Genomic DNA, 12518 nt, shown 5'->3' with positions numbered 1-12518 from the left:
GTCGGGGTCCGAGCGGCCCCCGACGGGTCTCCACGGCCCTACCGGAGCAGGAACTCCGTGGCCGCCCGTGCTCCCGCCTCACTGCGGCTCTGTGTGGAGTGACCGGCGCCTTCGAGGACGACCAGTTCGGCCCGGGGAGTCACCGCGGCCACCTCGCGGGCCCATGTCACCGGGGTGGACAGGTCCCGGTCCCCCGCCAGGAGCAGGACCGGCATGGTCAGCGTCCGTCCGGGCGCCGCACGGTTGGGGCGGGAGGCCGGCCAGGGGAGGCAGGTCTGCGGGATGCCCTGGCCGCCCGCCGTCTCCCGTTCGAACGGCCAGACGTCCGCCGGCCTGATGCGGTGCACGGCCCGCTCCAGGGCGCGCTCCCGGCCCGCGACGGGTGCGGCGGCGTCGCCCCAGGGCCAGCGCGAGTCCGCGCAGAGCGTGGCGGCGTGCAGACCGGAGCTGAACTCGGCCGGGGGCTCCCCGGACGGTTCGGAGAAGCCGGCGACGAGTCCGTCGAGCCGCGCGCGGTCGCCGGCCGCGGAGGCGTGGAGGGCGTTCAGAATGCCGAAGCGCGGATCTTCGAGCTTCGGGTCGATGATGCTGGCGATGACCAGCAGGTTGAAGACGCCGACTCCGTTGCCGTCTCGGCGCACGACCTTCGCCAGATCACGCGCCGGGTCGAAACCGCACCGCTGTTCACGGCAGGCGGCGCGGAGCACCTGCGCGGAGTGGCCGAGCGAGTCCTCGTACAGCACTCCGCCGCCGTCGAGCGGAACGACGGAGTCCAGGACGAGTCGGCGCACCCGGTGGGGGTGGGTGAGGGCGTACTGGGCGCCGGTGAACGTCCCGTACGACACTCCGTCCACCGTCCAGGACGGCACGCGCAGGGTGCGACGCAGGTCCTCCAGGTCGGCCACGGTGTCGGCGGTGGTGTAGAAGTTCCGGTTCCGGCCGAGGCTTGCGGCGCAGTCGGTGACGGCTCCGCGCGTGGGGGCGACGGTGTCGCTGCTGCCGACCTCCTTCTGGAGCGCGGGGCAGTCGACGGCCGCCTCGCCGGTCCCCCGCTGGTCGATCATGACCAGCCGGTACTCGGCGAGCGCCTCGGGGAGGCGGGAGCGGATCCTCGCGACGAAGGGGACGCCCGGTTGACCGGGACCTCCGGTGAGGAAGAGGAGCGTCCCGCGCGGTGCGTCGGCCTTGCCGAGGACGGCGGTCCGGAGCTTCAGGGTGCCGGGTACGGCTCCGCCGCGGTCCAGGGGCACGGTGAGGTCGGCGCAGGTCACATCGGGCTGCCCGGGGCAGGGCCGGTGGCCGGTGAGCCCGGGTGCGTCCGCGGCCGGTGCGGGTGAGGCGCCGGCGGCGCTGCCCGGGGCGGAGCCGACGCACGCGGCGGCCGTCAGGACGGCCGCCATGGTCATGCCCGCTCTGGCCAGAAAGGTCATCGTCGTTCCCCCGCTCGGAAGACGTCGTGCCGCCACGTCGCGGCACAGGCCGGGACTCCGGCCCGTGCCATCCTGCGGGCCGCGTCCCCGAGCGGCGTTGAACATTCATGCGCGATCCGCGAGAAGGCTCCGTACGGCGCTGGGCGCATGGCCCGTGTGGCTGCGGCACATGCGGGTCAGATGGGCCTGGTCGGCGAATCCGTAGGCGTACGAGAGGGCCCGCAGGCTGTCCTCGCCCTCCTCCAGGGCGTGCAGGACACCACGGACACGCAGTTGGTTGCGGTAGCGGGTGAGGGTCGTTCCGGTGACCGCGTGGAAGACGCGGCTCAGATGGTGCGGAGAGACGCCGACGACGCGGGCCAGCTCCTCCAGGGAGAACCGGAGCGCCGGGGTGCCGCCGGCGAGGGCGGCGCAGGTGTCGCGGACCAGATCGCCGTGCACGCGCGCGGTGGAGGGGCGGGCGGTGGTGTCGGTGCGCCAATGGCCGGCGGAGGCGGCGATCAGGTCCAGTAATCGGTGGAGCCGTTCGGCCAGTTCGAAGGGGTCGGCGCCGCGCCGGGCGGCGGCCAGGAGGGCCCGGTGGTGCAGGTCGGCTGCGCCGGAGACGGTGAACCTGCGGGTGCCGGGACGGCCGTCGAAGCGGTCCGCGAAGAGCTGCTCGCCGATGCGGATGTCCGTGGAGCGGTCACCCGCGCCCAGCGGGTGGGCCACCCGGTGTTCGTCGCCCGGGCGGGTCAGATAGCCGCCGGTGGGGTCGACGAAGAACTCCTCGCCCGAGATCCGCCGCAGATACCCGCCGGAACGGGTGAGGACCACGGTGTAGCCGTCCTCGTACCCGGGCCCGACGAAAGCCGTCCGGTCCTCGCAGCAGAGGATGTCGTGGACGGTGATCCCGGCGGTCTCGATCCGCCGGCAGAGCGCTCCGCGCCGCTCGCGTACGGCCTCGTCGCGGAGCAACTCCTCGATGCCGCGCACGTCCTGGTCCATCGGCGCCTCCGTTCAGCGGGACGTCGGGCGAGCCCTGACCCAGGTGCCGTCGTCCGTCAGATAGGCGTCCACCGCGAGCCCCGCCTCGCCCAGGTGGCGCTCGAAGTCCTCCTTGCTCAGGGGCCGCGAGCGGAAGGTCTGGGTCCAGCGCAGATCCGGGAAGAGGTACTCGGCGACGACCGAGTTGACGCCGTCGCCGACCGGGTCCGCCGACACGATCCGTACCGTGCAGCCGCCCGGGTCCTCGCGCTCCCGCGGCACCTCCAGGTGCCAGCCCTCGCCCTCGCGCTGGATCAGGACGTGGCCGTCGTCCCGGACATGACGTCTGCAGGTCTCCAGAAAGTCCTGCCGGGTGCGGTGTTCGGCCGTGTGCACCAGGAACGACGCGAGCATCACGACGTCGAACCGCCGGTCCAGGCGCAGCGATTCGATCGGGCTCCGTACCGCCTCCGCACCGGGCACGCGCTCCCGGACCGCGTCGAGCATCTCGGCCGACTCGTCCACCGCCGTCACGGCGAAGCCCCGCTCGACCAGAGGCCCCGTCACCCGCCCGGCTCCGCAGCCCAGTTCGAGCAGCGAGGCTCCGGCCGGCACGGCGGCCTCGATCACATCGGGCTCCCTGCCGACCCCCAGGCGCCGGTAGACCTCCACCGCGCATCCGTCCGGGGTGATGGCTCCGGGCCCTGTCCCTTGGTGTCCCTCACGCATCCGTCCGCTCATGCCCCGGAGAACGACGGGGGACGTGCGGCCGTTCCCGAAGCCGGGCCCGTTCACCCCTCCGCCTCGGGGGTAGACCTTCAGTAGGGCCTCGGGAGTTCTCACGAGGAGAGGCGACCGCGATGCGTACGGGGAGTGAACCCAGGACCGCGCGCAGTGCCCTGCGGATGCGGTTCTGGCTGAGTCTGTGGGGTCTGCTCTGGGCCGCCTTCGGTACGACGGTGTTCGCCCTGGTCGGCAGGCCGGGATGGGCCGCGGCCTGCGGGGTGCTGTTCCTGGTGGCCGCGGTCGACATGTCGATGGTGCTGCACCACATCCGCCAGGGCCCGCACTGGCAGCCGGGACGGGACATCCCGCCGTACGAACCCGACCACGGCGGCACGGGCCGCCGCTGACACACACGTCGCTCGGGCGGCCGCCCGGCGCCCGAGGTCAGTCCACGGTGCCGAAGCGGGCCGCCTGGAGGTACTCCGGCTTGGGATCGAGCGCGGCCGCCAGCCGGAAGTGCCGGGTCGCCTGGTCGGGGCGGCCGGAGCGCTGGAAGGTGCGGGCGAGCGCGAAGTGCGCGAACGCGTTGTCCGGCTCGCGCTCCAGGACGAGTTCGAACTCGAGCTCCGCCGGCCGCAGCTGCGCCGCGGCGAAGAACGCCCGGGCGCGCAGCAGTCGTGCCGCGGTGTTCTCGGGGTGGGCGGCGATCACCGAGTCGAGCAGTTTCACGGCACCGCGAGGGTCCCGCGCAGCCAGCAGTTGCTCGGCGGCGCGGAAGTCGATGACGTGGGTTTCCGGGTTCCTCTCGGCCACGGTGGCATCCTTCCCTTGCTCCGGCGGTTCAACATCGCTTACGGCAGCGGTATTCCGTACCGGAATACGATCCGACCACCGCCTCCGCGATCCCTACCCATCCGGGCGCGTGGGCGATCTGCGCACGCCCCGGAGCTTCCCCGGATTTCCTACCGCCCCTTGTCGGCGGCCCGCTGCGTCAGCTCCGCCCAGACCTTCCGCACCTGCGGTTCCAGCGCCTGAAGCGGCCCGTCGTTGTCGATGACCAGGTCCCCGACCGCCTGCCGCTCCTCGCGGGTCGCCTGGGCCGCCATCCGGGCCCGCGCCTCGGACTCGGCCATGCCGCGCAGCCGTACGAGCCGGTCGAGCTGGGTCTCGGGGGACGCGTCCACGACGACGACCAGGTCGTAGAGCGGGGCGAGACCGTTCTCGGTCAGCAGCGGCACGTCGTGGACGACCACGTCGTCCGGCCCCGCGGCGCTCTCCAGTTCGGCGGAGCGGGCGCCGACGAGGGGGTGCACGATGGCGTTCAGGGTGGCGAGGCGGTCGGCTTCGGCGAAGACGATCGAACCGAGCTTCGGCCGGTCCAGGGTGCCCTCGGCGGTCAGGATCTCCGGCCCGAACGCCTCCACGACGGCCGCGAGCCCGGGTGTCCCGGGCTCGACTACCTCGCGAGCGATCTTGTCGGCGTCGATCAGCACGGCCCCGTACGAGACGAGCAGCCGTGACACTTCACTCTTGCCGGCGCCGATACCGCCGGTCAGGCCCACCTTCAGCATGAGCGGCAGCTTAGGACCCCTGGGCCTCCCCCGGCCCGCCGGGGCTATGCGTCGCCTTCCCGCTCGGCGAGGAAGCGCTCGAACTCCCGGCCCAGCTCGTCCGCGGACGGCAGGTCCACGGGCTCCGCGACCAGGCTGCCCCGGGTCTCGGCGCCGGCCACCGCGTCGTACTGGTGCTCAAGGCCCTGGACCAGGGCCGTCAGCTCGTCGTCGCCCTCGCCGATCTGGCGCTCGATCTCGGTCTGGGTCCGCCGGGCCTCCGTGCGCAGCGCGTGCGCGACACCGGGCAGGACGAGCCCGGTGGCGGCCGTGATGGCCTCCAGGGCGGTCAGTGCGGCGTCCGGGTAGGACGAGCGGGCGACGTAGTGCGGGACATGGGCCGCGACACCGAGCGTGTCGTGTCCGGATTCGGTGAGCCGGAACTCGACGAGCGCCTCGGCGCTGCCGGGCACCTGGGCCTCGTCGAAGGGGCTGCGGTGTCCGGGCATGAGGTCCGTGCGGCTGCCGTGCGGAGTGAGGCCGACGGGGCGGGTGTGCGGTACCCCCATGGGGATGCCGTGGAAGTTCACGGACAGACGCACGCCGAGCCGTTCCACGATCTGGCGGACCGCGGCGGAGAAGCGCTCCCACTCCACGTCCGGCTCGGGGCCGGAGAGCAGGAGGAACGGCGCGCCGGTGGCGTCCTGGACGAGCCGGACCTCGATGGCGGGCGTCTCGTACGCCGTCCAGCGGTCTCTGCGGAAGGTGAGCAGCGGCCTACGGGCGCGGTAGTCGACGAGCCGGTCGTGGTCGAAGCGGGCCACCACCTGGTGCGGCAGCGTGTCCAGCAGGCGTTCGACGATCTGCTCGCCGGTCTCGCCCGCGTCGATGTAGCCGTCGAAGTGGTACAGCATGACCAACCCGGCCGACTCCTGCGCCAGGGCCACGTCCACGACGGCAAGGCCCTTCTGGTCCCATTCGTACAAATCCTGGGGATCAAGCACGATTACCGCTCCTCCTCGCGTTCGTAGAAAAGAACGCCCCGCGACGCACGGTCATTCCCCCGGCACCGGCTTTCGTGAACGGAGTGTCAGCGGGCGGGCACGCGCGCGTGCGCGACCCGGGCCCGGGAACGACCGAGGCCCGCTCCCCCGAAGGGGAGCGGGCCTCGATCGTTGGCTAGCTAGTGCCTAGCAGCAGAGCCGATTCAGCTCTGGCCGCCGGCCAGCTTCTCGCGCAGGGCCGCCAGGGCCTCGTCCGACGCCAGGGCGCCGGAGTTGTCGTCCGACTCCGAGGAGTACGAACCACCCGAGACGCCCGCCGGGGCACCGGCCGGAGCGGCGGCGCCACCCTCGGCAGCGGCGGCCTCGTCGGCCTCGCGGGACTTGATGACCTGAGCCTGGTGCTGCTCGAAGCGCTGCTGCGCCTCGGCGTACTGGGTCTCCCAGGCCTCGCGCTGGGTCTCGTAGCCCTCGAGCCAGTCGTTGGTCTCGGGGTCGAAGCCCTCGGGGTAGATGTAGTTGCCCTGGTCGTCGTAGGACGCGGCCATGCCGTACAGGGTCGGGTCGAACTCGACCGACGCCGGGTCGGCACCGAAGGACTCGTTGGCCTGCTTCAGGGACAGCGAGATCCGGCGACGCTCAAGGTCGATGTCGATGACCTTGACGAAGATCTCGTCGTTGACCTGGACGACCTGCTCCGGGATCTCCACGTGGCGCTCGGCCAGCTCGGAGATGTGGACCAGACCCTCGATGCCCTCGTCCACGCGGACGAACGCACCGAACGGAACCAGCTTGGTGACCTTGCCCGGGACGACCTGACCGATCTGGTGCGTACGGGCGAACTGCTGCCACGGGTCCTCCTGCGTCGCCTTCAGCGACAGGGAGACACGCTCGCGGTCCATGTCCACGTCGAGAACCTCGACGGTGACCTCCTGGCCGACCTCGACAACCTCGGACGGGTGGTCGATGTGCTTCCAGGACAGCTCGGAGACGTGCACGAGGCCGTCGACGCCACCCAGGTCCACGAAGGCACCGAAGTTGACGATCGAGGACACGACGCCGGAGCGGACCTGACCCTTCTGGAGGGTCGTGAGGAAGGTCTGGCGAACCTCGGACTGGGTCTGCTCCAGCCAGGCACGGCGGGACAGGACCACGTTGTTGCGGTTCTTGTCCAGCTCGATGATCTTCGCCTCGAGCTCCTTGCCCACGTAGGGCTGGAGGTCGCGGACGCGACGCATCTCGACCAGGGAGGCCGGGAGGAAGCCGCGGAGGCCGATGTCGAGGATGAGACCACCCTTGACGACCTCGATGACGGTACCGGTGACGATGCCGTCCTCTTCCTTGATCTTCTCGATGGTGCCCCAGGCGCGCTCGTACTGGGCACGCTTCTTCGAGAGGATCAGGCGGCCTTCCTTGTCCTCCTTCTGGAGAACAAGGGCCTCGATCTCGTCGCCGACCTTGACGACCTCGTTCGGGTCGACGTCGTGCTTGATCGAGAGCTCGCGGCTCGGGATGACACCTTCGGTCTTGTAACCGATGTCGAGCAGGACCTCGTCCCGGTCGACCTTCACGATGACGCCGTCGACGATGTCGCCGTCGTTGAAGTACTTGATCGTCTCGTCGATCGCGGCGAGGAAGGCTTCCTCGTTACCGATGTCGTTGACCGCAACCTGCGGGGTGGTGGCGGTGGTCTCGGTGCTGCTCGTCATGTGGGAAAGGGCTCCGGTTACGGACAGAAAGTCGTAGGTACTGCTACGCCGAGAGCCCGTATCGCACCGAAGAAGCCGGACAGCCAATGAAGCGCCTTCCCGACTGAACGGTGGGGCGCCTCGAGAACCGAGGGGACATACAACCGTGCGAGCGCGGCCTGCTCCGTCTGAGGCGCGCAGGCCCGCAGCGCAACCTTTAGCATACGGGGGCAGCCGGACAGGGTCAATGCGCGAAGCGCGCACCCGGGGCGAATCACCGCATAACCGGCACAACTTACGTCCCCCCAGGCCATCCCGGCCGGGGGTAGCGCAGCCGCGCTGAGCGCAAACTACATCGACGGGCGAGATGAACCAAGAGTACGAACAGGAAGACGGACTCGACGAGGAGCCGGAGGCGACCCGGCGTGACGCCGACGACGCGGAGAGCAGTCGGGCGAGTCGCGGATGGTGGGACCGGAACGCGGACGAGTACCAGAGCGACCACGGGGCGTTCCTCGGGGACGACCGGTTCGTATGGGGTCCGGAGGGTCTGGACGAGGCCGTGGCCGGACTGCTCGGACCGGCCGGCGCGCTGAAGGGGCTGGACGTCCTGGAGATCGGCGCGGGGGCGGCGCAGTGCTCGCGCTGGCTCGCGGCGCAGGGAGCGCGGCCGGTGGCGCTGGACCTCTCGCACCGGCAGCTCCAGCACGCGCTGCGGATCGGTGAGGATGTGCCGCTGGTCGAGGCGGACGCGGGAGCGCTGCCCTTCCTCGACGGTTCCTTCGACCTCGCATGCTCGGCGTACGGCGCGGTGCCGTTCGTGGCGGACCCGGTGAAGGTGTTCCGCGAGGTGCGCCGGGTGCTGCGGCCGGGCGGTCGGTGGGTCTTCTCGGTGACGCATCCGATCCGCTGGGCCTTCCCGGACGAGCCCGGCCCGGAAGGACTGTCGGTCGCGTCCTCCTATTTCGACCGCACTCCTTATGTGGAGCAGGACGAGCGGGGGCGCGCCGTCTACGTGGAGCACCACCGGACGATCGGCGACCGGGTACGGGACGTGGTGGCCGGCGGTTTCCGGCTGGTGGACCTGGTGGAGCCGGAGTGGCCGGTGTGGAACAGCCAGGAGTGGGGCGGCTGGTCCCCGCTGCGGGGGAATCTGATCCCGGGCACGGCGATCTTCGTGTGCGAGAGGGACTGACGGGCACAGTCGCCCCAGCGACCCCAGGAGCCGCACTTGTCATATGAGAGGACGGGGCCTGTGGACGGCCGGGCCCGCCGTCGGCGAGGACGTACGAAACTGAGTGCGTGATCCGACACGACGCACTCGACCGTCTCCCCGTCCGCCATGCCGTCCCCGAGCTGCTGACCGCGCTCGAGGAGCGCGGCACGGCGGTGCTGTTCGCGCCTCCCGGCACCGGCAAGACCACGCTGGTGCCGCTCGCGCTCGCGGGTCTTATAGGGGACGGACCGCGGCGGCGGGTGCTGGTGGCCGAGCCGCGCCGGATGGCGGTGCGGGCGGCGGCCCGGCGGATGGCGTGGCTGCTGGGCCAGGAGGTCGGCGAGGCCGTCGGCTTCTCCGTGCGCGGCGAGCGCCGGACCGGCCCCTCGACCCGCGTCGAGGTGGTGACGACGGGTGTCCTCCTCCAGCGGCTCCAACGGGATCCGGAGCTGGCGGGCGTGGACGTGGTGCTGCTCGACGAGTGCCACGAGCGCCATCTGGACGCGGACACGGCGATGGCGTTCCTGGTGGACGTCCGGGCGACGCTGCGGCCGGAGCTGAAGCTGATCGCCGCGTCGGCCACCAGTGACACCGAGGCGTGGGCGCAGCTCCTGACGGTCCTGGAAGGCAGCGGTCCGGCGCCGGTCGTGTGGGGCAAGGGGGAGGGGCACGGGTACCACGTCCACTTCGCCGCACCGCCCGCCGGGATCCGGCCGGCGCACGGCACCTGGGTCGATCCCGCCCTGCTGCGGCATGTGGCGGCGACGGTCAGGCTCGCCTGCGAGCGCCACGACGGCGATGTCCTCTGTTTCCTGCCTGGCACGGGAGAGATCGCGCGCACGGCGGGGATGCTGGCGGACCTCGACGCCGACGTGCTCCAGCTGCACGGTCGGGCCCCGGCCGCGGTGCAGGACACGGTGCTGCGCGGGGCGGAGCCCGGCGGACGGCGGCGGGTGATCCTCGCGACCTCCGTGGCGGAGTCGAGCCTCACCGTGCCGGGGGTGCGGATCGTCGTGGACTCCGGCCTGGCCCGGGAGCCGCGGATGGACCACGCCCGCGGGCTCGGCTCGCTGGCCACGGTGCCGGTGTCGATCGCGGGCGCCACGCAGCGCTCCGGGCGGGCCGGACGCGAGGCCTTCGGCATGGTGTACCGCTGCTGGGCGGAGGCGGACGACGGACGGCGAGCGCGCTTCCCCTCCCCCGAGATCGAGATCGCGGACCTGGCCTCCTTCGCGCTGCGGACGGCGTGCTGGGGCGACCCCACGGCGGCGGGGCTCGCCCTCCTGGACGCCCCGCCGACGGGTGCGATGACGGCGGCCCGCGCCGCGCTGACCGCGGCCGGGGCGGTGGACGACGAGGGCAGGGCCACGGAACGGGGCCTGCGGATGTCGCGCCTCGGCGTGCATCCCCGGCTGGCCAGAGCGCTCCTGGACGGTGCGCCCGAGGTGGGTGTCCGGCGGGCGGCGGAGGTGGTGGCGCTGCTCAGCGAGGAGCCGCCCAGGGAGTACGGAGACGATCTGGCGGCCGCCTGGCGTGCGGCGCGGCGGGGCGGTGACGCGTACGGGGCGCGGTGGAAGGCGGAGGCCCGCCGGCTGGAGCGGTCGGCCGCCGACGCGGGAGCCGGCGGGCCGGGGGACGGGGGCGGCGCGCGTACGGGATCCCGTACGGGCCGCGCGGATTCCGCAGGGTCCGCGGCGCGGACGGATGGCGCCGGGCCCGTGGCGGGCGGCGGCGACGACGCGGTGGCCGGGCTGGTGACGGCGCTGGCGTTTCCCGAGCGGGTGGCCAGGGCCCGGGAGGGCGGCGGGTTCCTGATGGTGTCGGGGACGGGCGCGGAGCTCGCCGAGGCGTCGGGCTTGCGCAGCGCCCCCTGGCTGGCCGTGGCCGTGGCGGACCGGCCGGTGCGGAGCGCCGCGGCCCGGGTGCGGCTGGCGGCCGTGGTGGACGAGGGGGTGGCGCGGGCCGCCGCCGGGCATCTGCTGCGGGCAGGAGAGGAGGTCCACTGGGAGGAAGGGGACGTGGTCGCCCGGTCCGTGTCCCGGCTGGGCGCCGTCGAGCTCTCCACTCGGCCGCTCAGGGACGGCGCCGATCCTCGGCTCGTACGGGCGGCCCTGCTCGACGGGTTGCGGCGCGAGGGGCTCGGGCTGCTGCGGTGGACCCGGGAGTCCGAGGAGCTGAGACAGCGGCTGGGCTTTCTGCACCGGGTCCTGGGCGGGCCCTGGCCCGAGGTGACGGAGGAGTCGCTGCTCGACCGTGCCGAGGAATGGCTGGAGCCCGAGTTGTCCCGGGCGCGGCGGCGGGCCGACCTGGGCCGGATCGACGCGGGACAGGCGCTCCAGCGGCTGCTGCCCTGGGCGACGGGCGAGGCGGGCCGGCTCGGCGAGCTGGCTCCCGAGCGGATCGAGGTCCCGAGCGGGTCGCGGATACGGATCGACTACAGCGGCGAACAGCCGGTCCTCGCGGTGAAGCTGCAGGAGATGTTCGGCCTGGCCGAGACGCCGAAGGTCGCGGGGACGCCGGTCGTGGTCCATCTCCTCTCCCCTGCCGGGCGCCCGGCGGCCGTCACCGCCGATCTTGCCTCGTTCTGGCGGGAGGGGTACCGCTCGGTCCGGGCGGAGCTGCGCGGGCGCTACCCCAAGCACCCGTGGCCGGAGGACCCCGCCGCCGCGGAGCCGACCCGGCACACCAGCGCGCGGCTCAGGAGGGAGCGGTAGCGGGCGCGGAGCCGGGGCGCCGGCCGCGGGCCTCCAGCCAGAGCGCGAGGGCGAGCAGGGCGAGAGACAGGGTGACGAAGGTCCACGGCAGATAGGAGGTGACGAGAAGGACGACGGTCCGGTTGGTCTTGACGAGCTCGACGGTGGACCGGATGTAGTCCTCGCGCATCTTCACGTGGCCGGAGAAGGCGGTGACCTTCCACGCGGTCTTGTCGTTGCGGAGCTCCTCCTTGTGGATCTCCTCGCCGTTCACGGGGGCGCCTGTGACGGGATCGACCCAGAACATCCGCTTGGTGGTGTACCAGATGGTCATGCCGGACTGGGCGATCATCTCCGGGGTGATGCCCTTGACGGGCATCGTCTTGGGCATGGGGACCTTGGTCCAGGGGATGGTCTGCTCGAAGTAGTAGACCTCCATGCCGCGGAAGGTCTGGGTGCCCTTGTAGTGGATGGGTGCCGTGGTGCGGGAGCGGGCGTCGTAGTACTGGTAGTCCCGCTTCTCCGTGAGGAAGGGCCACTTGAACTCGATGCCCTCGCGCCGGACGGCGTCGCCGTCGACCATCGCGCCGGTGGCGTTGACCGGATCCTGGGTATGGGCGTCGAAGATGTACCGCTCGGGGATCTGGGAGACCATCTTGCCGTCGGGGCCGGTGATGTAGGTGAGGGCGTCCCATACGACGACATCACGGCCGGCGTCGCGCTCGATCCGCTTCGACTCCTCCACGTTGCCCTTGAGGGTCTGGATGATCGTGAGTTTCTCGACTTCCTTGGCCGTGAGCGTCGAGTAGTCGACGAGGGTGGCGGGCTTCGACTCCAGGACGATCTCCTGGTACTGGTTCGGCGGGATCTTCACCACGCGGGGGAAGACGTACCACCGCAGGGTGGGGGCCATCGCGGCGAAGAACACGGCGAAGGAGAGCAGGACGAGGCTGGCTCGGCGGCGCATGGAGTGGCTCCTCCTACTTCTTGGGGCCGGGGTCGGCGGTGAGGAGGGGCTGGGGCGAGGTGGGTCCGTCGGGCGGCAGGTCCACCACCGCGACGAGGAGGATGACGAGGAGGACTGGGACCAGCCCGATGGCGGCGGCTACGAGGGCGCGCATGGTCGGCCTCCGGTGCTCGATCTGATGCGGCGTCAGGGCTGGGGCACCGTAGCAACGCGGCCGCGAGATGAGAACACGTTGCACTCAGAACACAGAGCGCCGCCCCTCCGTCCGGGCGGACGGAGGG

General features: G+C 72.0%; 12 protein-coding genes. 3 read left to right on the top strand and 9 right to left on the bottom strand.

All coding sequences use genetic code 11. The annotated features are described in order from the left end of the window. Window positions 1-38 precede the first annotated feature (38 nt). The 3 genes from ACFVZW_RS35230 to ACFVZW_RS35220 form a co-directional block, all read right to left on the bottom strand. Window positions 39-1430 (bottom strand): alpha/beta hydrolase, encoded by a 1392-nt coding sequence (locus ACFVZW_RS35230; protein WP_384530368.1) that lies wholly within the window; start codon window positions 1428-1430, stop codon window positions 39-41. 105 nt (window positions 1431-1535) lie between these two features. Further along, window positions 1536-2417, bottom strand: coding sequence for a helix-turn-helix domain-containing protein (locus tag ACFVZW_RS35225; protein WP_384530365.1), 882 nt, complete (start codon window positions 2415-2417; stop codon window positions 1536-1538). A gap of 12 nt (window positions 2418-2429) precedes the next feature. Continuing rightward, complete coding sequence (locus ACFVZW_RS35220) at window positions 2430-3125, bottom strand: class I SAM-dependent methyltransferase (protein WP_384530362.1); 696 nt, start codon at window positions 3123-3125, stop codon at window positions 2430-2432. A 131-nt stretch (window positions 3126-3256) separates the two neighbouring features. Here ACFVZW_RS35220 and ACFVZW_RS35215 point away from each other — a divergent pair, with 131 nt between their 5' ends. Further along, on the top strand, window positions 3257-3529 hold the full coding sequence (locus tag ACFVZW_RS35215; RefSeq protein ID WP_383561228.1) for a DUF6343 family protein: 273 nt from the start codon (window positions 3257-3259) through the stop codon (window positions 3527-3529). Window positions 3530-3566: 37 nt separating this feature from the next. Here the strand turns inward: ACFVZW_RS35215 and ACFVZW_RS35210 are convergent, their stop codons facing one another. The 4 genes from ACFVZW_RS35210 to rpsA form a co-directional block, all read right to left on the bottom strand. After that, window positions 3567-3935: a tetratricopeptide repeat protein gene (locus ACFVZW_RS35210; RefSeq protein WP_384530359.1), complete on the bottom strand. Its 369-nt coding sequence runs from the start codon at window positions 3933-3935 to the stop codon at window positions 3567-3569. Window positions 3936-4084: 149 nt separating this feature from the next. Then, window positions 4085-4693, bottom strand: coding sequence for a dephospho-CoA kinase (coaE, locus tag ACFVZW_RS35205; RefSeq protein ID WP_384530356.1), 609 nt, complete (start codon window positions 4691-4693; stop codon window positions 4085-4087). A gap of 44 nt (window positions 4694-4737) precedes the next feature. Then, window positions 4738-5676 carry a PAC2 family protein gene (locus tag ACFVZW_RS35200; protein ID WP_384530353.1) on the bottom strand — a complete coding sequence of 313 codons (939 nt, stop codon included), beginning with the start codon at window positions 5674-5676 and terminating at the stop codon, window positions 4738-4740. A gap of 203 nt (window positions 5677-5879) precedes the next feature. After that, a complete protein-coding gene (gene rpsA, locus ACFVZW_RS35195; protein ID WP_019885395.1) occupies window positions 5880-7382 on the bottom strand; it encodes a 30S ribosomal protein S1 in 1503 nt (500 codons plus the stop codon). Between the two features lie 346 nt (window positions 7383-7728). On the opposite strand from rpsA, the gene ACFVZW_RS35190 reads away from it, so the two are divergent. After that, window positions 7729-8556 (top strand): class I SAM-dependent methyltransferase, encoded by an 828-nt coding sequence (locus ACFVZW_RS35190; protein WP_384530349.1) that lies wholly within the window; start codon window positions 7729-7731, stop codon window positions 8554-8556. A gap of 107 nt (window positions 8557-8663) precedes the next feature. Next, complete coding sequence (gene hrpB / locus ACFVZW_RS35185; RefSeq protein WP_384530346.1) at window positions 8664-11291, top strand: ATP-dependent helicase HrpB; 2628 nt, start codon at window positions 8664-8666, stop codon at window positions 11289-11291. Here hrpB and ACFVZW_RS35180 read toward each other — a convergent pair. Together ACFVZW_RS35180 and ACFVZW_RS35175 are read right to left on the bottom strand one after the other, a co-directional pair. Continuing rightward, complete coding sequence (locus tag ACFVZW_RS35180) at window positions 11275-12237, bottom strand: DUF3068 domain-containing protein (RefSeq protein ID WP_384530343.1); 963 nt, start codon at window positions 12235-12237, stop codon at window positions 11275-11277. The two genes, hrpB and ACFVZW_RS35180, sit on opposite strands and share 17 nt — an antisense overlap. Window positions 12238-12250: 13 nt before the next feature. Beyond that, window positions 12251-12391, bottom strand: coding sequence for an SPW_0924 family protein (locus tag ACFVZW_RS35175; RefSeq protein ID WP_362366270.1), 141 nt, complete (start codon window positions 12389-12391; stop codon window positions 12251-12253). Between the last annotated feature and the right edge of the window lie 127 nt (window positions 12392-12518).

Origin of the sequence: Streptomyces sp. NPDC059567 (genome assembly GCF_042735655.1) — a bacterium.
Classification (GTDB): Bacteria; Actinomycetota; Actinomycetes; order Streptomycetales; family Streptomycetaceae; genus Streptomyces.
This window is presented reverse-complemented; position numbering and strand designations above follow the sequence as displayed.

Bases quoted from the DNA above. Each gene is read 5' to 3' on its own strand.
- ACFVZW_RS35230 (WP_384530368.1), bottom strand. From the start codon at position 1,430: ATGACCTTTCTGGCCAGAGCGGGCATGACCATGGCGGCCGTCCTGACG.
- ACFVZW_RS35225 (WP_384530365.1), bottom strand. From the start codon at position 2,417: ATGGACCAGGACGTGCGCGGCATCGAGGAGTTGCTCCGCGACGAGGCC.
- ACFVZW_RS35220 (WP_384530362.1), bottom strand. From the start codon at position 3,125: ATGCGTGAGGGACACCAAGGGACAGGGCCCGGAGCCATCACCCCGGAC.
- ACFVZW_RS35215 (WP_383561228.1), top strand. From the start codon at position 3,257: ATGCGTACGGGGAGTGAACCCAGGACCGCGCGCAGTGCCCTGCGGATG.
- coaE (WP_384530356.1), bottom strand. From the start codon at position 4,693: ATGCTGAAGGTGGGCCTGACCGGCGGTATCGGCGCCGGCAAGAGTGAA.
- rpsA (WP_019885395.1), bottom strand. From the start codon at position 7,382: ATGACGAGCAGCACCGAGACCACCGCCACCACCCCGCAGGTTGCGGTC.
- ACFVZW_RS35190 (WP_384530349.1), top strand. From the start codon at position 7,729: ATGAACCAAGAGTACGAACAGGAAGACGGACTCGACGAGGAGCCGGAG.
- ACFVZW_RS35180 (WP_384530343.1), bottom strand. From the start codon at position 12,237: ATGCGCCGCCGAGCCAGCCTCGTCCTGCTCTCCTTCGCCGTGTTCTTC.
- ACFVZW_RS35175 (WP_362366270.1), bottom strand. From the start codon at position 12,391: ATGCGCGCCCTCGTAGCCGCCGCCATCGGGCTGGTCCCAGTCCTCCTC.